General features: G+C 41.6%; 20 protein-coding genes, 1 tRNA gene and 8 pseudogenes. 17 read left to right on the forward strand and 12 right to left on the reverse strand.

Annotated features, from left to right (window positions below; genetic code table 11):
• Positions 1-1,257 carry a histidinol dehydrogenase gene (gene hisD / locus MAE_RS07330; protein ID WP_002798756.1) on the reverse strand — a complete coding sequence of 419 codons (1,257 nt, stop codon included), beginning with the start codon at positions 1,255-1,257 and terminating at the stop codon, positions 1-3.
• 102 nt (positions 1,258-1,359) lie between these two features.
• Positions 1,360-1,728: an isopentenyl pyrophosphate isomerase gene (locus tag MAE_RS33215; RefSeq protein ID WP_158303498.1), complete on the reverse strand. Its 369-nt coding sequence runs from the start codon at positions 1,726-1,728 to the stop codon at positions 1,360-1,362.
• A 66-nt stretch (positions 1,729-1,794) separates the two neighbouring features.
• On the opposite strand from MAE_RS33215, the gene accC reads away from it, so the two are divergent.
• Genes accC through MAE_RS07355 form a run of 4 tightly spaced genes read left to right on the forward strand, consistent with a single transcriptional unit; the run spans position 1,795 to position 4,962 of the window.
• Complete coding sequence (gene accC / locus MAE_RS07340; RefSeq protein WP_002734953.1) at positions 1,795-3,141, forward strand: acetyl-CoA carboxylase biotin carboxylase subunit; 1,347 nt, start codon at positions 1,795-1,797, stop codon at positions 3,139-3,141.
• A 43-nt stretch (positions 3,142-3,184) separates the two neighbouring features.
• Positions 3,185-3,754, forward strand: coding sequence for a Uma2 family endonuclease (locus MAE_RS07345; protein WP_012265008.1), 570 nt, complete (start codon positions 3,185-3,187; stop codon positions 3,752-3,754).
• Between the two features lie 30 nt (positions 3,755-3,784).
• Positions 3,785-4,360, forward strand: a complete 576-nt coding sequence (locus MAE_RS07350; protein ID WP_041803911.1) for a Uma2 family endonuclease — start codon at positions 3,785-3,787, stop codon at positions 4,358-4,360.
• A 26-nt stretch (positions 4,361-4,386) separates the two neighbouring features.
• The gene (locus tag MAE_RS07355) at positions 4,387-4,962 is read left to right on the forward strand and encodes a Uma2 family endonuclease (RefSeq protein ID WP_012265010.1); all 576 of its coding nucleotides are present in this window, start codon (positions 4,387-4,389) and stop codon (positions 4,960-4,962) included.
• A 77-nt stretch (positions 4,963-5,039) separates the two neighbouring features.
• On the opposite strand, the gene MAE_RS07360 is transcribed toward MAE_RS07355, so the two are convergent.
• On the reverse strand, positions 5,040-5,507 hold the full coding sequence (locus tag MAE_RS07360; RefSeq protein ID WP_002757365.1) for a DUF29 domain-containing protein: 468 nt from the start codon (positions 5,505-5,507) through the stop codon (positions 5,040-5,042).
• 99 nt (positions 5,508-5,606) lie between these two features.
• The gene (locus tag MAE_RS07365; protein WP_012265011.1) at positions 5,607-6,206 is read right to left on the reverse strand and encodes a Uma2 family endonuclease; all 600 of its coding nucleotides are present in this window, start codon (positions 6,204-6,206) and stop codon (positions 5,607-5,609) included.
• 370 nt (positions 6,207-6,576) lie between these two features.
• Here MAE_RS07365 and MAE_RS07370 point away from each other — a divergent pair, with 370 nt between their 5' ends.
• The gene (locus MAE_RS07370) at positions 6,577-8,172 is read left to right on the forward strand and encodes an Hsp70 family protein (protein WP_012265012.1); all 1,596 of its coding nucleotides are present in this window, start codon (positions 6,577-6,579) and stop codon (positions 8,170-8,172) included.
• 33 nt (positions 8,173-8,205) lie between these two features.
• The gene (locus tag MAE_RS34790) at positions 8,206-8,355 is read left to right on the forward strand and encodes a hypothetical protein (RefSeq protein WP_231859741.1); all 150 of its coding nucleotides are present in this window, start codon (positions 8,206-8,208) and stop codon (positions 8,353-8,355) included.
• A gap of 228 nt (positions 8,356-8,583) precedes the next feature.
• On the opposite strand, the gene MAE_RS35630 is transcribed toward MAE_RS34790, so the two are convergent.
• A complete protein-coding gene (locus MAE_RS35630; RefSeq protein ID WP_002757361.1) occupies positions 8,584-8,715 on the reverse strand; it encodes a hypothetical protein in 132 nt (43 codons plus the stop codon).
• 196 nt (positions 8,716-8,911) lie between these two features.
• Positions 8,912-10,165: a competence/damage-inducible protein A gene (locus MAE_RS07375; protein WP_012265014.1), complete on the reverse strand. Its 1,254-nt coding sequence runs from the start codon at positions 10,163-10,165 to the stop codon at positions 8,912-8,914.
• A 686-nt stretch (positions 10,166-10,851) separates the two neighbouring features.
• Here MAE_RS07375 and MAE_RS07380 point away from each other — a divergent pair.
• Positions 10,852-11,849, forward strand: a pseudogene (locus MAE_RS07380) (AAA-like domain-containing protein); the annotation flags it as partial.
• On the opposite strand, the pseudogene MAE_RS36360 reads toward MAE_RS07380, so the two are convergent.
• Positions 11,841-12,026 (reverse strand): annotated as a pseudogene (locus MAE_RS36360) (hypothetical protein). The pseudogenes MAE_RS07380 and MAE_RS36360 overlap by 9 nt on opposite strands.
• Before the next feature lie 23 nt (positions 12,027-12,049).
• Between MAE_RS36360 and MAE_RS34795 the strand changes: the two are divergent.
• Both MAE_RS34795 and MAE_RS34800 read left to right on the forward strand, forming a co-directional pair.
• Positions 12,050-12,601 (forward strand): annotated as a pseudogene (locus tag MAE_RS34795) (hypothetical protein); the annotation flags it as partial.
• 112 nt (positions 12,602-12,713) lie between these two features.
• A complete protein-coding gene (locus tag MAE_RS34800; protein WP_002799305.1) occupies positions 12,714-13,025 on the forward strand; it encodes an AbrB/MazE/SpoVT family DNA-binding domain-containing protein in 312 nt (103 codons plus the stop codon).
• Here the strand turns inward: MAE_RS34800 and tnpA are convergent.
• Positions 12,966-13,292, reverse strand: a pseudogene (tnpA, locus tag MAE_RS36365) (IS200/IS605 family transposase); the annotation flags it as partial. The gene MAE_RS34800 and the pseudogene tnpA sit on opposite strands and share 60 nt — an antisense overlap.
• A gap of 15 nt (positions 13,293-13,307) precedes the next feature.
• Here tnpA and MAE_RS07395 point away from each other — a divergent pair.
• Positions 13,308-14,476 (forward strand): annotated as a pseudogene (locus MAE_RS07395) (RNA-guided endonuclease InsQ/TnpB family protein).
• Positions 14,477-14,641: 165 nt separating this feature from the next.
• Here MAE_RS07395 and MAE_RS07400 read toward each other — a convergent pair.
• The gene (locus MAE_RS07400) at positions 14,642-15,028 is read right to left on the reverse strand and encodes a DUF4359 domain-containing protein (protein WP_012265020.1); all 387 of its coding nucleotides are present in this window, start codon (positions 15,026-15,028) and stop codon (positions 14,642-14,644) included.
• A gap of 101 nt (positions 15,029-15,129) precedes the next feature.
• Between MAE_RS07400 and MAE_RS07405 the strand changes: the two genes are divergently transcribed.
• The 4 genes from MAE_RS07405 (at position 15,130) to MAE_RS07420 (ending at position 19,652) form a co-directional block, all read left to right on the forward strand.
• Positions 15,130-15,202: transfer RNA gene (locus MAE_RS07405), tRNA-His, on the forward strand.
• Between the two features lie 248 nt (positions 15,203-15,450).
• A complete protein-coding gene (locus tag MAE_RS07410) occupies positions 15,451-16,395 on the forward strand; it encodes an isoaspartyl peptidase/L-asparaginase (protein WP_002757342.1) in 945 nt (314 codons plus the stop codon).
• 70 nt (positions 16,396-16,465) lie between these two features.
• Positions 16,466-17,653: an FtsW/RodA/SpoVE family cell cycle protein gene (locus MAE_RS07415; protein WP_012265021.1), complete on the forward strand. Its 1,188-nt coding sequence runs from the start codon at positions 16,466-16,468 to the stop codon at positions 17,651-17,653.
• Positions 17,654-18,497: 844 nt separating this feature from the next.
• Complete coding sequence (locus tag MAE_RS07420) at positions 18,498-19,652, forward strand: ISL3 family transposase (RefSeq protein WP_012265024.1); 1,155 nt, start codon at positions 18,498-18,500, stop codon at positions 19,650-19,652.
• Between the two features lie 160 nt (positions 19,653-19,812).
• Here the strand turns inward: MAE_RS07420 and MAE_RS28800 are convergent.
• Positions 19,813-20,243: pseudogene (locus tag MAE_RS28800) on the reverse strand (transposase).
• A 321-nt stretch (positions 20,244-20,564) separates the two neighbouring features.
• On the opposite strand from MAE_RS28800, the pseudogene MAE_RS07430 reads away from it, so the two are divergent.
• Positions 20,565-21,083, forward strand: a pseudogene (locus MAE_RS07430) (superoxide dismutase); the annotation flags it as partial.
• A 533-nt stretch (positions 21,084-21,616) separates the two neighbouring features.
• Complete coding sequence (gene thrB / locus MAE_RS07435) at positions 21,617-22,534, forward strand: homoserine kinase (RefSeq protein WP_002798768.1); 918 nt, start codon at positions 21,617-21,619, stop codon at positions 22,532-22,534.
• 163 nt (positions 22,535-22,697) lie between these two features.
• Here thrB and MAE_RS34490 read toward each other — a convergent pair whose 3' ends face one another.
• Positions 22,698-22,928: a hypothetical protein gene (locus MAE_RS34490; RefSeq protein ID WP_012265028.1), complete on the reverse strand. Its 231-nt coding sequence runs from the start codon at positions 22,926-22,928 to the stop codon at positions 22,698-22,700.
• Positions 22,929-23,259: 331 nt separating this feature from the next.
• Between MAE_RS34490 and MAE_RS31795 the strand changes: the two are divergent.
• Positions 23,260-23,403: pseudogene (locus MAE_RS31795) on the forward strand (IS630 family transposase); the annotation flags it as partial.
• A gap of 4 nt (positions 23,404-23,407) precedes the next feature.
• On the opposite strand, the gene MAE_RS07445 reads toward MAE_RS31795, so the two are convergent.
• Positions 23,408-24,451, reverse strand: a complete 1,044-nt coding sequence (locus tag MAE_RS07445) for an IS630 family transposase (RefSeq protein ID WP_012265029.1) — start codon at positions 24,449-24,451, stop codon at positions 23,408-23,410.
• Between the last annotated feature and the right edge of the window lie 147 nt (positions 24,452-24,598).

A 24,598-nucleotide genomic window follows, 5' to 3' on the forward strand; every position in this document is an offset into this window, starting at 1 on the left:
CTAGCTCTTGTCCTGACCTCGGGATTCTATAGCCCCGTCCGTTGCCGTAAATCCCTCCGCTTGCGCTAATATTTGCAGATTGTGGGCTATGGGGGCGAAAGAATCGGCAGGATATTCGATTAAAGTGGCGGAATCGAGAAAAGTTTCCACTCCCACGGGACAACCCAAATAATCAGCCACCGCTTTTGGAGTAGTGGAACCGAGGAGAATAGTTCCCGATTGTCTCACAGAAGATAGCTTTTCCCAAGGCTCATCGATCATCAAAGATAAATGGGTGGGAGCAAAAAGATTCGATAATTTGATCGCTTTCTCCAATGATTCCACCACCACGATTAAACCATAATGAGCGATCGCTTTTTCCGTTAACAATCTCTGGGGATGTACCTGTAACTGTTTTTGCACTTCTTCCTGTACTATTAGGGCCAAAGCCTTATCCGTCGTCAATAAAATCGCTGCCGCTAGGGAATACTGTTCCGCTTGCGCTAATAGATCTAGGGCCAACTGTCTAGGATTGGCTTGACTATCGGCAATAATAACCAAATCAGAAGTAATAGAGAGATAATCGATTTTTACATGGTCAGAAACCAGTTTTTTAGCCAAATTAGTATAAAAATCACCTATTCCGGCAATCATCTCCACGGGAGCGATCGTTTTTGTGCCGTAGGCTAAAGCAGCGATCGCCTGTGGTCCAGCCACCCGATAAATCTCACTAATACCCACCGATTGGGCTGCCACTAAAATCGCCGGATGGATGCGTAAATCCTCATCGGCAGGAGATACCATGACAATCCGTTTAACCCCCGCTATTTTGGCTGGAATCGCCTGTTGGAGCAATAAACTGAGATAGGCCCGTTTCCCATCGGGAACGACAATTCCCACGCTGTTAACCGGTTGATAACGTTTCCCCCGAACCGTACCATCCTCAGGAAACTGGACCCAAGCTTTGGGAAGACGCTGACGATGAAAAGCCTCCATTTTTTCACAGGCAACGGCGATCGCATTTAATAAATCCTGCGACACCTGTTGATAAGCAGCATCGAGTTCCGAGCCACTCACCTTCAGTTGTTGTAGATTAAGGGACTGTTGGTAGAATTTTTCCGTGTAATCCACCAACGAGCGATCGCCAGAAAGTCGCACCTGCTCGACAATCTCTCGGACAAGCGATTCTTTTTCCCGAATTTCCGGATCGTCGAACCGTTCCCGAATTCGTCTCAGTTCCGTTCTGGCTGACCATGGCTCTGTGATAATTCGCAACATCGAGCTATTATCCTCTAGGGGCGAAACGAGATTAAAAAGTTTTCACTCCTCACACTCTAGCTTATCGCTTTCCATCTTGACCGGGGAGGGAGACGAAGTCAGTTATTTTAGCCGTCGGTAGGCAGGAGTCAGGAAATAGGGTGATAGGGTTTTGGGGTGATAGGGTTTTGGGGTGATAGGGTGATGAGACAGCTTCCCCACTTCCCCAATTCCCCACTTCCCCAATTCCCCAATTCCCCACTTCCCCACTTCCCCAATTCCCCAATTCCCCAATTCCCCAATTCCCCACTTCCCCAATTCCCCACTTCCCCAATTCCCCAATTCCCCACACCCCACACCCCACACCCCACACCCCAATTCCCCAATTCCCCAATTCCCCACTTCCCCAATTCCCCACTTCCCCACTTCCCCACACCCCACACCCCACTTCCCCACTTCCCCACTTCCCAACAGCCAGCCCGATTTCCCCAAGGTAACAAAACCAGATATTCTACTAAATAGTCGCCTATCACACCAGCCTGATCTCGTGGTCGTCCAATGCAGTTTGCCAAGATATTAATCGCCAATCGCGGGGAAATCGCCTTAAGAATCCTTCATAGTTGCGAAGAATTGGGCATTAGAACCGTTGCCGTCCACTCTACCATCGATCGCCATGCCCTTCACGTTCAACTGGCCGATGAGAGTGTTTGTATTGGTCCGCCCCCAAGCAGCAAAAGTTACCTAAATATCCCTAATATCATCTCGGCTGCCCTAACACGCAACGCCACGGCGATCCATCCCGGTTACGGTTTTTTGGCAGAAAACGCCCGCTTTGCCGAAATTTGTGCCGATCATCAGTTAACTTTTATCGGTCCGTCTCCCAGTGCTATTCTGGCTATGGGGGATAAATCTACCGCTAAAAAAACCATGCAAAAAGCGGGAGTTCCCACTATCCCCGGCAGTGGTGGTTTAATTACCTCAGAAGCGGAAGCAAAACGTATCGCTGATGACATCGGTTATCCTGTCCTGATCAAAGCCACCGCCGGCGGTGGAGGGCGTGGGATGCGTCTTGTCAAGAGTGCAGATGAACTAGGTAATATGTTAAAAGCCGCCCAAGGGGAAGCAGAAGCGGCTTTTGGCAATTCAGGAGTATATCTAGAAAAATTTATCGAATGTCCCCGACATATCGAGTTTCAGATTTTGGCCGATAGTCACGGTAACGTGATCCATTTAGGAGAAAGAGACTGTTCGATTCAGCGACGACACCAAAAACTGCTAGAAGAGGCACCCAGCCCCTTCTTAACGCCCCATTTACGCTCAAAAATGGGTAATGCCGCCGTTAAAGCCGCTAAATCGATTAATTACGTCGGGGTGGGAACTGTGGAATTTTTAGTCGATAAACACGGCAATTTTTACTTCATGGAAATGAACACCCGTATTCAGGTGGAACACCCCGTCACGGAGATGATCACGGGGATAGACCTGATCCGAGAACAAATTCTGGTGGCACAGGGCGAAAAACTGCAAATTAAGCAAGATCAGGTGATATTTAGAGGGCATTCGATCGAGTGTCGCATTAATGCCGAGGATCCCGATCACAATTTTCGCCCTCACCCCGGCAAAATTAGCGGTTATCTGCCCCCCGGCGGTCCCGGTGTCCGCATGGATTCCCACGTTTACACCGATTACGAAATCCCCCCCTATTACGATTCCCTAATCGGTAAATTAATTGTCTGGGGAGAAAATCGCGAAACTGCGATTAAACGCATGAAACGCGCCCTGCGGGAATGTGCGATCACGGGAGTACCGACGACTATTGATTTCCATCGTAAAATATTGGAAACTCCCGCCTTTTTAGCCGGAGATGTTTACACTAATTTCATCCAAGAACATCTCTTGCCCTAGCGCGTTACCATGAATTTTAGACGAGAGTAGGTTGGGGATAATAATGACAGTAGAAGTTAAATTTAACTCGTTTCAACTCAGCGATGAACAGTTCTTTCAACTTTGTCAGGATAACCGAGATTTGCGCTTGGAACGCAACCCAAAAGGAGATTTAATTATTATGCCACCGACTGGAGGAGAAACCAGCAATTCTAACGCTGGAATCACTGCCCAATTATGGTTATGGAATAACCTACATAAATTAGGTGTAGTTTTTGATTCTTCTGGAGGATTTAAACTACCTAACGGAGCCGATCGCTCTCCCGATGCTGCTTGGATACCTTTAGAAAAATGGCAAGCTTTAACCCCGCAACAAAAGGAAAGATTTTTACCTCTATCTCCCGATTTTGTCATTGAATTAATGTCTCCTAGTGACAACATAGAAACCGCTAGGAAAAAAATGCAGGAATATTTAGATAATGGGACTCGTTTAGGTTGGTTAATCAATAGAAAAACTAGAGAAGTGGAAATTTATCGTCAAGGACAGGCAGTAGAAATTTTCACTAATCCTGAGAGTTTATCGGGGGAAAATATTTTATCTCAATTTGTCTTAGAACTTGATAGTATTTGGTAATTATATAATCCTATAAAAGAGAATCTAAACATGATGACAGTAGTAGAAATTAAATTTGAATCTTGGCAACTCAGCGATGAACAGTTTTTTCAACTTTGTCAGGATAACCGAGATTTGCGCTTGGAACGCAACCCAAAAGGAGATTTAATTATTATGCCACCGACGGGAGGAAAAACGGGCAATAGTAACGGTAGAATCACCCAACAATTATTTAATTGGTCAGATAACAATGGTACGGGTATCGCTTTTGATTCTTCCACAGGATTTAAACTACCGAATGGGGCCGATCGGTCTCCCGATGCTGCTTGGATACCTTTAGATAAATGGCAAGCTTTAACCCCGCAACAAAAGGAAAGATTTTTACCTCTATCTCCCGATTTTGTCATTGAATTAATGTCTCCTAGTGATAGCCTAGAAACTGCTAGGAAAAAAATGCAGGAATATTTAGATAATGGGACTCGTTTGGGTTGGTTAATCAATAGAAAAACTAGAGAAGTAGAAATTTATCGTCAAGGACAGGCAGTAGAAATTTTCACTAATCCAGAGAGTTTATCGGGGGAAAATATTTTATCTCAATTTGTCTTAGAACTTGATAATATTTGGTAATTCTATAATCCTATAAAAGAGAATCTATGATGGCAGTAGTAGAAATTAAATTTGAATCTTGGCAACTCAGCGATGAACAGTTTTTTCAACTTTGTCAGGATAACCGAGATTTACGTTTGGAACGCAACGCAAAAGGAGATTTAATTATTATGCCACCAACCGGAGGAGAAACTGGTAATTCTAACGCTGGAATCACTGCCCAATTATGGTTATGGAATAACCTACATAAATTAGGTGTAGTTTTTGATTCCTCCACGGGGTTTAAACTACCGAATGGGGCCGATCGCTCTCCCGATGCTGCTTGGATACCTTTAGAAAAATGGCAAGCTTTAACCCCACAACAAAAGGAAAGATTTTTACCTCTATCTCCCGATTTTGTCATTGAATTAATGTCTCCTAGTGATAGCCTAGAAACTACTAGGAAAAAAATGCAGGAATATTTAGATAATGGGACTCGTTTAGGTTGGTTAATCAATAGAAAAACGAGAGAAGTAGAAATTTATCGTCAAGGACAGGCAGTAGAAATTTTAACTAATCCAGAGAGTTTATCGGGGGAAAGTATTCTGCCAGAATTTAGTTTAAATCTTACTTTGATTTGGTAAATCAGAGGTAGTGATTGCCGTTTAACGCTTTGCTTTGTTGGGCATTGTCTTCATCGATAAAATACCGAACTTGAGTTTTAAGGAAGATAGTCAGAATCAAGGATTTCTGCAAGGGTGAAGGGGGATTCAATCGGGAATAAATCAGCAGAGAGAAGATACTTTCTTACAGTATCTTCTCTGGCTGCTTGGTAACAATCTATCCAGATTTCAGGAATCAATCTTCTCAGACTTGGACTCTCTTTTAATAAGCGTTGAACTTGTCGGCGTTGTTCAACAATTGTGCTGCGCCATCCTTGAGCATTTGCTTCCTTTTCAGTTAGCCAGTAAGTCAATTTAAGCAAATGTTCGGCAATGACGGTTAAGCGACTTTCTAGTTCTCGTTTTTCACTCCTTCCCATCGTTTCAATTTCTTCGATCAAATTTTCCAGGTCTAATTTTTCAAAACGATGTTCTTTGAGTAAATTAGCGGTTTCTTGTAACCATCGGTAGAAATCTTCTTGATAAAGACTTTTACCTGAGGAGACTAAAGACTTTTCGATGCTCATTTGATGATGACCTAGAAAAAAGAATTCTTAGATAATTTAGAAGCGAATCCCCGATCTCAAAAAGATTGGCAGAATATCGCAGGATGACCCCTTAAAACATCAGAGCTTTAAATTTAAGCTAAAATTGGGTAAAACATCTTCACCCGACAAATCAGTGGGATTTTCTAAGATCTCCACTTCCTTTCCTTGACGATAAATTTCAACTTGCCGATTCTGCGGATCGATTAACCAGCCTAACCTTGCGCCATTTTCCCTATATTCGAGCAGTTTTTTCTGTAATTTGTCAAGACTATCAGATTCAGAGCGCAATTCCACCACAAAATCGGGACAGAGGGGAATAAATCCCTTTTTCTGCTTAGGGGTTAAAGATTCCCAGCGTTCTCGACTCACCCAAGATAGATCAGGAGAACGAATCGCCCCATTTGGCAGTATAAATCCAGTGGAAGAGTCAAACCCGACTCCTAAAGCTTCGTTTTCTTCGCACCAGCGACCCAGTTGAGTCGTTAAGCTAAAATTACGCTGTCCTGATTCGCCACCTGTCGGGGGATTCACGATTAATTCTCCTTGGGCTGTACGTTCTAATTTTAAGTCACGGTTGACCGCAGCAAGGGCTTCAAACTGTTCAAGGGTGATAGAGAGAGCGATCGCGCTAGGAATTTCTAAGGAGAGGGTTTCGGGTGAGGTGGTAACTGCTAACATAGTCTTTTGATCCGGTGCAACTTATACTAAGTAGGTGGGTGTTAAAAATTGTCAGATACCCCCCTTATCAAGGGGGGCAAGGTAGGGTTGATTCATGAATCAACCCTACCCTGAATCAACCCTACCCTGAATCAACCCTACCCTGAATCAACCCTAGGGGCAGGGGGGATCAAAGACAAATCTATCTTCAATTTAATTGAAACCACTTACTATTAAAGATTATTTGTCAAGTTTCTGCACAGAATTCTTTAGCTTGCGCTGAACAAATTCCCGATTTTTTGGGGAAACTTCCACCTCGATCGGGCGGTTTCACTAAATAACAGGTTACAATAGCCAATAATTAACTAAATTTACCTAAAAACCATCGATCGTGTTCTACGCTATTGATTTCGGAACCAGTAATACCGTCATTACTCGTTGGAATGGGGCGACAAATAGGGCCGAAACCGTCAAATTATCGGAGTTATCCCAACAAATAGTCGACAATCCCCCCCTAATTCCCAGTTTACTCTATATCAAATCAGCCAATCCCCTGCAAGTAATTGCCGGTCAAGCGGTACGGGATCGGGGTTTAGATAGCGATCGAGATCCGCGTTTTTTTCGTCGCTTTAAACGAGGTATCGGGGCAAAAATTCAAGGATTTTTACCGGAATTAGAGGAAACTGTCCTCAGTTTCGAGGGAGTTGGCCAATGGTTTCTCGATAGCATCATCGACCACTTAAAAAACACCACCCTGGAAACCCCCCAATCGCTAGTTTTAACCGTTCCCGTCGATAGTTTTGAAAGTTACCGCAATTGGTTAAGTAATGTTTGTCAGGGATGGGAAATCGAACAAATTCGCCTAATTGATGAACCCACGGCCGCCGCTTTGGGTTATGGAAGCACGGGTGATCAAGTGATTTTAGTGGTAGATTTTGGCGGTGGCACCCTCGATCTTTCTTTGGTACAATTAGATTTAGATAATCCTCAAAAAAATCAAGGTTTTATTCTCAAGTGGGGAGAAAAACTTTTAGGCAATAATTCCGCCCAAAAAACTAAACTAGCGAGAGTTTTAGCCAAGGCGGGGACAAATTTAGGGGGGTCAGATATCGACGATTGGATTGTCGATTATTTTGCCCAAAAGCAATCTTTAGTGAAAACTTCCCTGACTACTCGTCTAGCAGAAAGATTAAAAATTAAACTTTCTTCCCAATTAACCGCCGAGGAGGTATATTTTGATGAGGAAAATTTCGAGAGTTATGAGTTAAGCTTGGATCGAGAACAATTGACCGATATTCTCCAACAACAAAACTTTTTTCATCAATTAGATGATTTAATGACGGGAGTTTTGCAACAGGGAAGACGCAATGGAGTTGAAGTTAGCGATATCGATGCGGTGTTATTAGTCGGGGGAACCGTCCAAATTCCGGCGGTAAAAGATTGGGTGCGACAGTATTTTGATAGTAGTAAAATTAAAGAGGATCGACCCTTTGAAGCGATCGCTTTGGGAGCGTTACAATTAGCCCAAGGTTATCAAGTCAAAGATTTTCTCTATCATAGCTACGGCATTCGTTACTGGAATCGTCGCAAAAATGCCCACGCTTGGCATCCAATTATTAACTCTGGACAACCCTATCCTATGGAAAAACCCGTGGAATTAGTCCTAGGTGCTTCCGTGGACAATCAACCCAGCATTGAGTTAATTATCGGCGAATTAGGCACAGAAAGTGGAGCAATGGAGGTTTATTTTGATGGTGATAAATTAATTACTCGTTCCCTGAGTAATGGAGAAACTAGCGTCCAACCCTTAAATGATCGCGAGGGGGCCCGATCGATCGCTAAACTCGATCCTTTAGGTTTTCGGGGTAAAGATCGCATTAAAGTGCAGTTCTGGATTGATGATCAGTGTTTTCTGCGGATTAATGTGGAAGATTTACTCAGTCAAGAATTGTTACTAAATAATCAAATCGTCACCAAATTAAGCTAGGGTTTACGGCAAAAAGTTTCTCGTGGGGGCAGGGTGTGGGGTGTGGGGTGTGGGGTGTGGGGTTTTACCGATTTTGAGGTAGTCAGTTACCTAATTTTCAGGGAAAAAGTCCAGGGATTTTACCCCGGATCACTCCAATGGTCAACACTTTTTGAGGGAAAAAAGTCTAAAAGCCTTATCTAACAAGGTTTTTAGATTTATTCAGCAAACCCTACCTAATTTTTAGGAAAAAATTACCTGAATTTTACCCCCGCTTACTCCCATATCTGGTACTTTTTGATTTCCAAAAAGTCTAAATTTTAGATTTATTCAGCCTGCTCTAAGCTAGACTTGGCTTCACCTAAAAATCAAGTGCAGACTCATAGTAAGTTTGCACTGATATTATCGCAATATTCTGTTTTACCGGTGGCTTTATCGACTGTGATCGCGCACGGGGATCGGGATTAGTTCGGGTTCGGGTTCGGGTTCCGGACCAAAAACACTTTCGATCAGTTTGCGCGCCCATTCTCTCAACTTGTCTATCACTTCATCTAAATAGTCCATTGACCAAATGGCTCCTTTGAGATACTAGCTATGAGTTTTCGTCGATTGATCCCCGCAACAGCTTGATTCTAGAGAATTTTAACTAATTTTCATCGTTTGGCTGTTAAATCTGACGAGCGGGGGAATCTATATCTTGTATTTATATTAAGCTTAACATAACTTTTTAGTCTGAGTATATATTCTCGGCAATTCTTTTTTAAGACATTATTAATAAATTCCGGCGTAGGCGATCGAGGGCGGTATAGGCACTAATCTGGCGAATTGTCAAGCGATCTCGATTTTCTCCGAAACGATGCTCTGATACGGTAACATTTCCCTCAGGACTGGCTAAACCGATATAAACTAGGCCCACGGGTTTTGTCTCACTGCCTCCTCCTGGTCCGGCAATACCCGTGATACTGATCCCCCAATCCGTAGCGAGGCGTTTTTGCACCCCTAGCGCCATCTGTTGGGCAACAATGGCACTGACAGCCCCGAAATTATTTAAATCCCCTTCATTTACGTCTAAGAGGGCAACTTTTACCCGATTATCGTAGGAAATAACCCCACCCCCAAAATAATCGGAACTGCCGGCGATTTGGGTGATAATTTCCCCTAATCCCCCTCCAGTACAGGATTCTGCCACACTCAAAGTTTGTTTTTGCCACCGCAAAAGTTCCCCCACCACCGCAGGTAAAGTATCATCATCAGCCCCAAAATAATCTAATCCGGCGATTTCCTTAATTTCCGTCGCTACCGGTTCAATTACCTGCAAAGCAGCCTCTAAAGAAGGGGCTTTGGTCGCAATTCGCAAACGCACTTCGCCTAAACTAGCATAGGGGGCAACGGTGGGATTAGTCAGATCAAATAAATGGGCAACTTTTTCCGCTAAAGCTGACTCACCGATACCGCGAAATTTGAGGTAACGACTATAAATCCTCTCTTTGCCCCATCCTTGACTTTCTAGGTAAGGAATCGCCGTTTCTACCCACATTCTCTTCATTTCTGAGGGTACTCCGGGGAAAGTGAGAATAGTCACGTTAGCCTCTGGTTGCCAGATCATTCCGGGGGCGGTTCCCGTCGGATTTGGCAAAAAATCGGCTCCCATGGGTATTAAAGCCTGTTTACTGTTACTAGGAGGCATTTCTCGCCCTAAGCTCGTAAATTTAGCCTCGATTTCTGCTAAAATCTCTTGATCTTCTCTGAGGGACGTTTGGAAAAAATCGGCGATTGTTTCTGTGGTTAAATCGTCGGGAGTCGGTCCGAGTCCGCCAGTAAAAATTAAAATTGAAGAACGTTCTCGGGCAATAGCGATCGCTTTTTTCAGTCTTTCTACATTATCCCCCACCACCGTTTGATAATAATGGGGAATGCCTAATTTTGCCAATTCTAGGGCTAAATATTGGGCGTTAGTATTAACTATATCCCCTAATAATAATTCCGTTCCTACACAAATAATTTCAGCGGCCATAATTTTTAGCAATTAGCTTAAGATTTTCAATTTTGATCATCAACTTATCTTCTGTCACCACAGTTCGATCGGGTTTCGGTAACGATGGTCATGGAAGTTAACAATATCAGTGCGCTCCAACATTATACCAGTAAGCTATCAACAATCAAAGTCTTTTATATTAAATATCACTTTGTTGCTGAACAGCCCATATATGATTATGGGTAGTGATTCGATAGTAGTGGTAGTCTAATGTGGAGAATCACATAGGGGCTATCTGATACTTTATCCATGACTATAATGCCCAATTAGCAAGGTTTGAGCTATCACCACGACAATAAAATCACTACCTATTAGCAAACGTAAAATCAGCGTACTATTCCCCTATATAACACTAATTGATCAGGCTCTTCTAGAGTAGTGATGATATATTAGCAGAAAATAATCCACGCAAGCTTCTGCAAGTAAGGCTCACCAGAATTCAAAAAAGCAATTTTAATCAAAAAAGCTTTTGGCTTTGTTGGATTCCAGGCTATTTAAGGGGTTAGGCTCATTTAAACTACTAATTTGCTATAACCAGTCTAGGAGAGCCATGGATCATAATCAAGCATAACAAAGTATTGCCGATCATCACCTCTTCCTTCCTGCTATCAAAAACCCCACCAAAATCATCTAAAATTAAAATGTCCACTGAATAATAAAATTCTATGACTCGCTGGTTTAATATTGCCGGTCCCTGTAAAGACGATATCCACTATATGCTCTCTCCCACAGTACGATTACCAGATTTAGAGGAGCTAATTCAACAACGTAGTTACTTTGTCCTTCACGCACCACGACAAACAGGGAAAACCACCGCAATGTTAGCCCTAGCAAAACAACTTACCGATAGAGGAAATTATGCCGCAGTCATGGTATCAGTGGAAGTAGGAAGTCCATTTAATCATGATCCTGCTGCCGCAGAATTAGCAATTTTAGGAACTTGGTATAATACAATTCAAGATAGTTTACCGACCGAATTACAACCACCTATTAAACAATGGCAGCAGGAAGAACCAGGAAGCAGAATTAAGGCTTTTTTAAGAGGTTGGGCAAAAGCTATAAATCGACCTTTAGTATTATTTATAGATGAAATTGATTCTTTACAAGATCAAACATTAATTTCTATTTTACGACAGTTAAGAGATGGTTTTACTAAACGTCCAGAAAATTTCCCGACCTCAGTAGGATTAATTGGTTTACGAGATGTGAGAGATTATAAAGTAGCATCTGGTGGTAGTGATAGATTAAATACATCTAGTCCTTTTAATATCAAAGTTGCTTCTCTGACTATGCGAAATTTTAATCTTGCAGAAGTGGGAGAATTTATCAACAACATACAACAGCAACTGGACAAATTTTCACACCAGAAGCAATAGAAACAGCGTTTGATTTAACTCAAGGACAACCTTGGTTAGTCAATGCTTTAGCTAAAGAAATTGTAGAAAAAATGGTAAAAGATAGAAGTATTGCTATTACCAAAGAACACATTTTAACAGCCAAAGAAATATTAATTGCTCGTCAGGATACTCATTTAGATAGTTTAGCGGAAAGGTTAAGAGAACCAAGAATTCAAGCCATTATTGAACCGATGTTAGCAGGTTTAGAATTAGGAAATATCCCTAATGATGATATTCAATTTGTCATTGATTTAGGATTATGTAAAATGGCTCTTCGTTACTTGGTATGGTTCGATAGGGGGGCATAAATCGACTAAATCCTTATCTGGCAAGAGTTCTATTGATTAGTTTGTTCTAGCTCGAAAACAATTGACAAAAATCGCATCAATGTCCTTCTCTATAAGGGTTTCATCCCTTATAACTCCGTCCATTGCATAGCACAAACCGAAGAACCTGTAAAATGCACCCCTATGGAGGATTAACTATTGCTAATCCCATTTATCGGGAAGTTTTACCTAGGGTGTTAACTGTGACACCAATGGCTTCTTTACCCATGATTGCACCCACTTGGTTAACCCCAGAGGGTGAATTAAATCTAGCTGCCTTATTAACAGCATTTCTCAAATTTTGGCGACAACAGGTCGAACCATTATTAGGTAGTACGGGATATCATGAAATTGCCCCACATATAGTATTAATGGCTTTTTTACGTCGTGTTATTAATGGTGGGGGAGTTTTAGAAAGGGAATATGCAATTGGTAGTGATAGAATGGATTTATGTCTGAGTTATAAAGATGTAATTTTAGGGATTGAATTAAAAGTATGGCGGGATAAAAAACGCGATCCTCAAGCTGATGGGATCGAACAATTAGAGTCTTATTTAGGGCGTTTGGGTTTAGATTTTGGTTGGTTATTTATCTTTGATAGGCGGAAAAATGCCTTACCAATGGAAGAAAGATTATCCACTGAAGTTGTGGTGACAGAAAATCAATATAGAATTACTGTGATTCGGGCGTGAGTGTTTCCAAAACTCACTGTTTGCGTTACATTTCATTAACGCACCCTACAGGATTAACTTTTAGAATTTTTGCTAAACTAGAAATAGGTATAAAACAAGGAAATATAAAGTTATGACAGTTGCTAATTCATCACTTTCTCAACAATACATACTTGATATTGAACCAGAAGGACGTTTAACTTTACCCCAAGAAATCCAACAAATTCTTAATTTAGAATCTGGAGATAGATTAATCTTAACTCTGGAAGATAGCGGCAAACTCCAATTAGTCAGCCTCAAAGCACAGCTAATATTCAGGGGAGTCTTGATTTTCGACATATTTCTTAAGTTGGTCTATTGTGACACCACCACAACTAGCCACAAAATATGCCCCTGTCCACAAAATTCTCTTATCTTGACCATATATCTCTTTCAAGTGGTCTGAAAAGTTATCCCACATCAGCTGGCAAGAAGTTGATTTTAAGTTGGCTATTAATCCACTTAACAGTTTATGAGGGGGGTAAGTTAAAAGAATGTGAACATGGTCTGATTCTCCGTTAATCTCTATTACCTTCGCCTTCCATTTCTCAGCTATGTCTTGAAAAGCTATTCTCAAAAACTCTAGATGCTCCTTCTCAAAAACCTTTCTACGATAATTAGTTTTCTCTTGACACTTTTTACAATGGATTACTATACTCATAATATAACACATTGAGAGGTCGAATCAATGCGAGTCATAGAGTTGAAGTTAAAAACCAATTCACACCAAGAAATAGCTATTCAAGAGGCTATAAGGGTGGGACAGTTTATTAGAAATAAGTGTCTAAGATTTTGGATGGACGCTACTAAAGAAGACAAAATCAACTATGCTACTTTGTGTAAATTAACTACCGAATTTCTAATAGTCCTGAATTTCCTTTTGTTGGTAAACTCAACTCTATGGCTCGTCAAGCAAGTGCCGAAAGAGCTTGGTTTTCTATATCCCGTTTTGACAACAATTGTCAAAGGGGTTTAGCGAAAAAAGGCTATCCTAAATTCAAAAAATTTTCAAGGTCTGTCGAGTACAAAACTTCTGGTTGGAAACTAACAGAAGACAAAAAGTTTATCCACATCACGGATAAAACAGGGATAGGAAAATTAAAGTTAATCGGTACTTTTAACCGTGAGATTCTCGATAAATCTACTATCAAAAGAGTCAGGCTTATTAAACGAGCCGATGGCTTTTATTGTCAATTTGTCTTAGACATTGAGAGAGTAGAAACCTTTGACTCTACAGGAAAAGAAGTAGGGATTGATTTAGGTTTAAACCATTTCTTAACTGACTCTAATGGGGATAAAATTGATAACCCACGGTTTCTTCGTAAGTCGGAAAAAAGACTAAAAAAGGCTCAACGTAAACTCTCAAAGAAGAAAAAGGGAAGCCAAAAAAGATTAAAACAGAAATCTAAAGTAGCTCGCCTTCATCTAAAAGTTTCTAGACAGCGTAAAGATTTTGCAGTCAAGACAGCAAAAGCGTTAATCCAATCTAACGATTTGGTAGTCTATGAGGACTTGAAGGTATCTAATATGGTGAAAAATCCTAAGCTTGCTAAATCTATTTCAGATGCAAGTTGGTCAATGTTCACCGATTGGTTAGACTACTTTGGGAAAATACACGGGAAGTTTGTGGTAGCGGTGAACCCACAATACACTAGCCAACAATGTTCTAGTTGTGGTAATATTGTCAAGAAAACATTATCTGTAAGAACTCATGTTTGTTCTTGTGGGTGTGTCTTGGATAGAGACGAAAACGCCGCTATAAACATTCTCGCACGGGCAAATATTGTCGGGCGGACAGAAATTCAAGCCCTCGGACAGACTACCCACTGTCTATTAGGTGAAAGCCTAATAAGCTAAACGGCGCTTAACCTGCATGATCCAACAGCTATAACCCTTTTGGAGTCTATATCGGTGATCCGAAGTAAAAGCCGTTTAGCTTAGATAAGGTAACTGGATGAACAGGGAATCCCGAAGCGCTTAGTGCGATGGGAGCATCAATCTCAGAAAATTTCAATTGCCTGACTACAATTCTAAAGCTTCGTAGATGTATAATTTATTCAAAAAACCGACGGTGCTGAAGTGATAACTAGGTAAAGGGGGAGGGAACCATAATTCCGTTTGATAAACGCTGAAAATGACAAAATTCTTTCTAGTGGTGTTAGTGGCGATCGCTTCTTGTAAAAAAGGATGACCCGTATCCACCAACATTTTACAGTAACCCCGCAAGAGAGCCTGCACCTCGATGGAAGCTTGCGCTCGAGCGCAGACATTATCCTTAAGATAGCTAGTTAACCTCTGGGAAGCGTATTGTTCGTAATCTTGACGATTGGGGTTAGTTGTCAGCAATATCCCCGCAATTCCCCCTAAAACCACTCCTACCACCATTCCCCCTAACCGCACCAATTTCATAAGCTCTCAAATCATCACTCACTTACCCTAACCATAGCCCGAATTAGGATAAAAAACCTCTTGTCAACGATTCGTTTTCTGGTATAGTAGATAGGTGTACGGCGAGCGTAGCCAAGTGGTTAAGGCAGTGGATTGTGGTTCCACCACTCGGGGGTTCGAGTCCCCTCGTTCGCCCTCTTTTTAAGGATCGCTGATGGTTAGGCTTTGAGGGAGTCAATTGGCACTTACCCGCTCAAATCCCCAATCAATTCGTTATCGGTAAAACCCTACACCCCACACCCCACACCCCACACCCCACACCCTGTCCCCACGAAAAACTTTTTGCCGCAAACCCTACTTACAGGTTAAGACGGCACTGGAGAAGCGGAGTAGCGATAACGTGATAGTTTAGATCCGATCGGTAATGTGATATTGGGACAATAATGACCAAAGTAAATCCGAAGTTAATTATTCATGGGGGAGCGAGTTCCCTAGAGGACAAAGGTGGTTTAGAATCAGTCCGCGATTCTCTCCGGGGGATTGTTAAGAATATTTACAACCTCCTTGACAATGGTGCTAGTGCTGTGGAGGCGGTGACAAAAGGATGTATGTTACTGGAGGATGAACCGCGATTTAATGCCGGGACTGGTTCGGTGGTGCAATCGGACGGTCAGGTGCGAATGAGTGCAGCCTTGATGGATGGTCGTCACCAGCGTTTAAGCGGTGTCATTAACGTCTCGCGGGTACAGAATCCCATTAGCCTGGCTCAATTTCTCCAAAGTCAAGAGGATCGCATTCTCTCGGAAATTGGAGCTGCAGATCTGGCCCGAGAATTACAAATTCCCCTCTATGATCCCCTCACCGATTATCGGATTCAAGAATGGATGGAGGAAAGAAAGACGAATTTTAATCGCAAAATGGCCCGTTTATTCGCCGATTCGTCAGCACAACGGGGAACTATCGGGGTAGTGGCCCTTGATCAACAAGGAGACATCGCCGCCGGAACTTCTACCGGAGGGAAGGGATTAGAAAGAATCGGTCGCGTTAGTGACAGTGCCATGCCGGCCGGCAATTATGCGAATCCATGGGCGGGAGTAAGCTGTACGGGGGTCGGGGAAGATATTATCGATGAGTGTTTAGCCGCTAAGGTGGTCATTCGCGTCACCGATGGTTTTTCCCTCGCCGCTGCCGTGGAGAAATCCATGCGCGAATCCCAAACTAATGGTCGGGATCTGGGCATGATTTCCCTTGATCGTCAGGGGAATATTGTTTGGGGGAAAACGGCGGAAATTCTCTTGGCTGCCTATCACGACGGTCAGGCGATCGGTGATACCCTAGAATGGCACGGTGAAAATGTGGGTTTAATCGGTCATGTAGCCGTCGGATAGTGGAACAAACTGCGATCGAGCCTAGTCTTTTCGGTTAATCTGTACAAGATACTTCTTCTCGAAAATCTCCGTGTGGCAATACATTATTCCTATTTTTGACCCCGATGTGAAAAACTGGTCAGCCGAAGCGCGATTATTGCGCTGGATGACTTTTTTGTGGCTGTTAGTCGGGTTAGTGGTGCTTTTTTCCGCTTCCTACGCTCTGGCTGACAGTCGCTTTGATAACGGACTATACTATTTTATCCGCCAATTAATCTGGCTTTGGATTGGCTTAATTGGCTTTAATTTCCTGGTGCGATTGCCGATCGAGAAACTCCTCAAAATCGCACCCTGGATGATTTTATTAGTTTTAGGATTAATTTTGATCACTCTTATCCCCGGTTTGGGAACTAATATCAACGGTGCCACCCGTTGGATTAAAATCGGGCCGATTCTCTTGCAACCGTCGGAATTTATGAAACCGTTTCTCGTCCTGCAAGGGGCGGCGGTTTTCGGTGGTTGGCCGCGTTTAAATGTCAATCAACGGTTAACTTGGATCGCTATTTTTGGGCTAATTCTAGCGGGCATCCTCTTACAACCTAACTTGAGTACCACTGCTCTGTGTGGTATAACTCTCTGGCTGATCGCTCTTGCCTCCGGTCTGCCTTTATCCTACATGACCAGCACCGCTTTACTGGGTGTAACTATGGCCGTGGTTAGTGTTACTTTCCGCGAATACCAGAGAAAACGGATTTTGTCTTTCTTAAACCCCTGGCAGGATCCCCGGGGTGATGGTTATCAATTAGTGCAGAGTTTACTGGCGATCGGTTCTGGCGGAACCACCGGCAGCGGTTACGGTTTATCCCAACAAAAATTATTTTATCTACCCTTCCCAGATACGGATTTTATTTTCGCTGTCTTTGGTGAGGAATTTGGTTTTATTGGCGGTATTTTACTGTTAATCATGCTATTTCTCTACGCTACTCTCGCCCTGATCGTGGCGGTTAAATGTCGTCATCGCATCAAAAAATTAGTGGCGATCGGGGCGATGGTAATTTTAATCGGTCAATCCCTGTTAAATATCGGTGTGGCCACTGGTTCTTTACCCACTACCGGCTTACCTTTCCCCCTCTTTAGTTATGGCGGCAGTTCCAGTTTAGCCAGTCTCTTTTTAGCCGCCCTCTTAATCCGCGTGGCTAGGGAAGAAAATGACCCCGATCTGGTTTCCACCAGTAAAAAAAGTCCTCAGAAAACTGTCTCGGTTTTCAGTCATCAGTGATGGATTGGGAATTATGAATTATGAATTATGAAGTGGGGAAGTGGGGAAGTGGGGAAGCTGTCTCATCACCCTATCACCCCAAAACCCCCCGCAACGCGCAAGCAGTGACCCCCCTATCTCCTGATTCCTGACTCCTAACCCAATGTTCGACAAAGATAAGTAAAAATTATTGATTGATTCCAAAAACTTGAGAATATTTAAATTAACATTCCGCAATATTTACAAATTCTTAAGAATTAATTGAGAAAGATTTTTATTTAACAACGATGTTACAATGGTGACAGCGATTTGATAGAATTTCATAATGGGTCATTCTGTGCTTTTTTAGGTAGCAATGGTTGAAACCCTTGCCACACCTACAGGGTGATCCTAATTAAGACGGGTAAATCAGTCAATTTCACGGGCAACGATGATCTTTTTTTTGTGTAGTTTTATTGCAAAAAAAAAGTTTTTTTGACAAAAAGCACAAAGTATGTGGGAGTAGTTATGGCAGAGTGGGAAGTGGGGAAGTGGGGAAGTGGGGAAGTGGGGAAGTGGGGAGATGGGGAGAATAAATAAAAGCAATCTCCTGACTTGAAAGAGGGTGTAGGGTGTGGGGTGTGGTGCGATTCGTTGGCTAGAAACTAGACAGTAAGACGTTTAGAGGATTAGCCGCTTGGTAAATGTAGTACCTTGATAACTTTATAACCTTACAGGTGCGGGTTAGTAATAACCTTAGTCCTGTCCTCTAGATGCCTAGTGTTCTGTCAAAGCAATTATGTCGGATAATAGGAATGTAAATAAGCGGCTCTTCTAGGTTCTGTGTGAGCATGGTATAACAGTAACACAGAACAGGAGGTGGGTTATGTGGATAAATTTTGATCAACTCCTCGATTTACCAAATGTAACAGTGGTCAATTATCAAAAAATTGCTCAGACAATTTTCCTAAAGCTCGCTCTTTTAAATGAAACAATTGAATGTCCGAATTGCCATCAAACCTTGGACAGAATCAATCAGACAGAGTATAATCTAGTCAGAGATTTGTCAATATTAGGCAATCCGGTATATTTAGAAGTACCACGCCGCCAGTTTCATTGTCAAAAGTGCCAAAAGTATATCAGCGAAAGACTGAGTTTTATGAGATTAAGACAGCATCATACAATTCGCTATGAATCGATGATTTATGAGAGAGTAAAAAATTGTAGTATCGAAGAAATAAGTCGAGAAGAAGGGTTAGGATGGGAAGAAGTTGAGTTAATATTTAATCACTGTGCTAAAGAACTAAAAAAGGAAGAGTGGGAAGCACCAGAACGAATAAGCTTAGATGAATTTAGTAACTTAAAAGGACATAAAGATTTCATAACAACGGTCGTAGATCTGGACAAGAAAATTTTACTAGATGTGATTAAAGGACATAAGCAAGAAGAATTAATGGAAGCCTTAAAAGCACAACCAGAAGCAATTCGGGAGAAAGTGAAAGAAGTGAGCGTCGATATGTGGTCAGGATTTACAGCAGTGATCAAGGAATTATTTCCCAATGCTAAAATCATCTATGACCGTTTTCATGTAATGGATATCATCAATGACGAGCTTAATAAATTGAGAAAGTTAATGGGGGTGCATGAAAAAGGATTACCTCATTTATTATGGAAGAATAAAGAGGACTTAAAGGACGAGCAAAAACAACAACTAGAAGTTATCTTGAAAGAACATCCATGCTTGGGAATAGCCGACGAAATGAAAGAAGAAATTAGACAAATTTATCAAGGTTGTAGAACGTTCAAAGGTGCTGAGAGAAAATTGGAAAAATGTATAAGAATAGGCGGAATATTATATCAAAGTAGTGCCAGTATGATCCGGAAGCATTTGTCGGGTATCTGTAATTACTTTGAAAATCAGACAACCAACGGATTAATTGAGGGAATGAATACCAAAATAAAGCTTATTAAAAGAATAAGTTATGGATTTACCAATTTTGAACATCTTCGACTTAAGCTGTTTGCTTGCTTTAATTTATAACAAAAATTAACACACGAAAACCAGAAGAGCCGATATGCTTTAATTTGGTTATCAAAACCTCTTTATTTAAGCGGCACAAACTATCTCAATTATAAAAATTGAGAATAAATTCTCCTGACTAATTACAATTCTCCTTCACTGGATTAATGTTTGGCAACTTTTAAGAAGCTGCTATACCTATCCCTAACTCATAGTTATAAACAGCCGCCAAAAGGTTAACTCTTAAACTATATCTTCGACGACGATTCCGATATTTACAGGATAAGATTTTCAAGATTTTGAGTTTCCTATTTATAGGTTCAATGATAATCCTTTCTTTGGCTAAAGCCTTGTTATACTCCTTTTCTAACTCTGTTAATTTTCTATTTTTCGATTTCTTTTTCGGTGTATAACTATTACTAACGTTACTAAAACTTGTTCTTCTATAGATAGTTTAGGTTTCGGTCGCCTTTTAGATGCTGAATTAGAGTCGGCTTCAACACTTTTTACTGATTCTACCATCTTTCTATAGGTTTGTTTATACACACCGAAACGGCGTTTGAACTGTTCATCTGATAAGTCTTGATCATCCATACTTTTGCTAATAAACATAGCCAAAGTATAGATGATTTCCTGACCTAAGATCACATTTTATTCTTTTTTCCACTTGCATCTAAAAATTGAGAAAAAAGCCAAAACCTCCCTTATACCATAAAAAAATTATGCAAGAGGTCTAGTATGCCGATATTTTCTAGGTGTAGATAGCCTTGAATAGAGGTTCCTTCTAGGTTCAAAAATTTGTCAAGTATCATAAGTAAAATACTCTCGTTTTTGGGTATTCTATCAAATCTTAACTCTATTGTCTATCTTTTGGTATTAACCCGTTTGTGCCTCAAGTTTCTCCCTCTATAGATTTCAGCCACTTTTAGTTGTATACGCTCTCAGCGAATTTTATTTTCAATTAATTATTCGCATAACAAATCTCAAAGAGCCTATATTGATAAGGAAACGATGCAATTTCATCACGATAAACACCATGCAGCCTACGTTAATAATCTCAACCTGACAGTGGCAAAATATCCAGAATTGCAGAAAAAAACAGTAGTAGAATTAATTAAAAATCTTGACTCTTTACCCGCCGATATTCCCACCTCTGTCCGCAATAATGGCGGCGGCGATCTTAATCATACGATGTTTTGGCAGATTATGTCCCCCGATGGCGGTGGCGAACCAAAAGGAGAAATAGGGGCGGCAATAATCGCTAAATTTGGCAGTTTCGAGGAATTTAAAAACGCTTTCAACCAAGCAGGTACTAAACTTTTTGGTAGTGGTTGGACATGGTTGGTTTTAAATAAGTCAGGACAACTAGAAATTACCAGCACTGCTAACCAAGATAGCCCACTAATGAAGGGATTACAGCCAATTATGGGCAATGATGTCCTGGAACACGCCTAAGTACCTAAGCAAAATTAATTACACATTTCGATAAAGCTTTTGCCTCTTGCCTATTGCCTCTTGCCTGTCTTCACTAGGAAATTTATTTTGCATGACTACTTATTACTTAAAATACTGTAATCAACGGGCTGAGTATGTGAACTACTCTCAAGGTCGTTGAGAGCTTCCCGCTTCAATGGGATGCGCTTTCTACCTCGAAAGATAGCAAGTCTTACCTTCCCGACCCAGGCAGGAGTCCTAGTTCCTAAGACCCATACTTTTTCTGGCAACACGACCCGTCGAAGCTCGGTTATCGCTTAAGCAATAGTGGTCAAGATCCGTTTGTTATAGCATCGGTTTTTGAGAATTGTCTATATACAAAGTCAGCATTCATGACGGGAACCCTGGGGCGAATTACTTCGCCCCTTTAAAAGCCCCGTCCCATGGCACTAAGCGCAAGGGACTTCTGCTGACATTCAGTTAAAAGAGTGGTGGAATGTGGTTAACTGGGAGGAGGTAAATCGCCGCTATCTTCAGGCAAAAGCTTAACGATGACAACTTTTACGGTTACAGTTCCCGCTACCACTGCTAATATTGGGCCCGGCTTCGATTGTCTCGGAGCGGCCTTAACCCTATATAATCAGTTTACTTTTACCCTGCTGCCAGCAACAACAGCTAACCCTGTCAGCATTAGTGTCAAGGGAACTGAATCAGCTAAAGTTAGCCAAGGTGCTGATAATTTAATCTACACTTCTTTTTTGCAAGTTTATCAAAAAATAGGACAGAATCCGCCCCCTATCGCCATCGAGATCGGTTTAGGGGTTCCTCTGGCTAGAGGTTTAGGTAGTTCTGCCACTGCTATTATCGGCGGGTTAGTGGCCGCTAATCAATGCGCCGGAAATCCTTTATCTATGGGGGAAATCGCAGCATTAGCGATCGCATTGGAGGGACATCCAGATAATGTGGTGCCGGCTTTGCGGGGCAACTGTCAGCTATCGGCAGGTGATAGCACAAATTGGGCTATTTGTCAAGTATTTTGGCAAAAAAATCTCATTCCCGTCCTAGCGATTCCCGATTTTGAACTGGCTACGGAAAAAGCTAGGGCTGTTTTACCCGAAAAAATTAGCCGTCAGGAGGCAATTTTCAATATTTCCCGCTTGGGTTTATTATTGCGGGGATTGGAGACGGGTAACGGCGATTGGCTGAGAATTGCCCTAGAGGATAAACTGCATCAACCCTATCGCCAATCTTTGATCCCGGGTTACGAAAAGGTCAAAAAAGCCGCCATTAACGCGGGTGCTTACGGGATGGTAATTAGTGGCGCAGGTCCCACCCTATTAGCTTTAACTAACCCCGACAATGCCCAAAAAACAGCAACAGAGATGAAAAATGCTTGGCAGCAAGTGGGGATTAACTCTGAGGTGAAAATTTTAGCTTTAGATACCCTAGGGGCGCAAGTAAACTGTTAAGCATCCAATTTACTTGTTAAGAGTCCATGGCAGAGTGGTTGGGGTGTGGGGAAGCGGGGAGATGGGGAAGCGGGGAGATGGGGAAGTGGGGGAATTTTAACTAAAACCCTAAACCCCCAAAACCCTAAAACCCCAAAACCTTCCAACTCTCCAGAAACTTAACTCAGGCTGAGGAAGCCTCAACCAGTTGAAAGCCAAGGGATTGCACCTTTTTCGAGAGATTGTTGATGACCCGTTGACGATACTGTTGTTCGTAATCATCTGCTCCCAGTTCTTGATAGGATTGTTTGGTCGTCCACAGATGATAAAAAATCCGCGCTATTTTATGTGCCGTAGCCGTAATCGCCTTGGCCGCACCAGCGCGGCGATAAAGACGACGATAAAAAGCCCCCAAAGCGCAACTAGAACGACTGACTGCTTGAGCGGCTAATCTAAAGGCCGTGGCGGCTCGATTGACAACTTTACGAGTTTGTGAGCTTTTGACTTTTCCGCCAGTAATGCGACAGCCTGGACATAAACCTAACCAAGGTAATGATTCGGTAGTAGTGGCGTAGCTCTCTTGCTTACCTGGTATGAATTGTGTAAAATATTTATTAATAAAAATAATTGCAACCCGCTCAGTCTTTAAACCTCTATACTTTGCACGGCTACAACTTGCATTTTTTCCTCAAGGACAATAATATAGTTTAAGAGTCATAATTAGAAGCAAAGCACTCATTAAAAACATGATTAACCTAGAATTCACGGAAGAAGAAAAGAACTCACTGTATTATGAAAGATTTCATCATCCCCATCCCCGGGTTCAACTGAAGATGGAAGTTCTCTGGTTAAAGAGCCAAAAGATACCGCACAAAAAAATTTGTCAGTTATACTTTAGACGTTCATAATCTGAGATTTATTAAACTTCTGAAATCGTAGAGTCAGCAAGGAATCCAGTTCTTTTTTATGTTTCAGATGGGCATCATTCAAACATTCATAAATGGCTGAAGAAAAGTCAGAAAAGTTTTCATAATATTTACCATATAAACATTTCTTTTTGACAAATTTCCACAGCCTTTCAATTAAATTTAGATTAGGCGAATAAGACGGTAGATAGAGTAGCTCTATTGACAAAGAAAGAGCCAATTTTTCAACAATTTTACATTTCTGATAGCGGGCATTATCTAATACGAGAGTGATGGGAATCATTAGTCCTAAAGCAGCTATTTTTGACCGGAGTTCACAGACTTGAGTTGCTGTAATATAAGTGTCATTCGTAACCAGAATAACTTCATGAGTTATTGCATTTAATGCTCCTAAAACATTGAAGCGTTTACGCCCGCTCGGTGACTTAACAAAAAGTCTCTCAAAACACCAAACAAAACCGAGAAAAGCTCCCATAACAAAGTGAGCGGCATCAACAAAAAAAACAGCCATTTTTCCTTCTTTAGCCTCATTTAGTCTGGGTTCTAGCTTTTTTTCTTTGTAGTCTTCTTGTTCATCCCGGTCAGCTTTAGAAGGAAGAGAACCTACTTTTATACATTTCATTCCCATTGATTTTAAGAATTTCCTCACTTGAGTAGGACTTCGTTTTATTCCCGTCAATTCTTCTCTTCTGTATACAGCTTCATTTATTGTGGCTGGTGGATTTTTCTCGAAGTATTTTTTGAGCGTTTCTTTTTGAGACTCTAATTCACTTTTAGGGCGATAGAAGTTGATTTCTTTTAATTTTTCTATTCCGCCTTCTTCATAATCTCGAAGATAGGTTAATAAGGTATTTGGCGAGATTCCTGCTAACTGACAAATTTTTTTGTGCGGTATCTTTTGGCTCTTTAACCAGAGAACTTCCATCTTCAGTTGAACCCGGGGATGGGGATGATGAAATCTTTCATAATACAGTGAGTTCTTTTCTTCTTCCGTGAATTCTAGGTTAATCATGTTTTTAATGAGTGCTTTGCTTCTAATTATGACTCTTAAACTATATTATTGTCCTTGAGTAAAAAATGCAAGTTGTAGCCGTGCAAAGTATAGCAGGAATCTCGCCAAATACCTTATTACTGGACTTCCCCCGTATAAACATACTAG

Source organism: Microcystis aeruginosa NIES-843, assembly GCF_000010625.1.
In the GTDB taxonomy this organism is placed as follows: Bacteria; Cyanobacteriota; Cyanobacteriia; order Cyanobacteriales; family Microcystaceae; genus Microcystis; species Microcystis aeruginosa.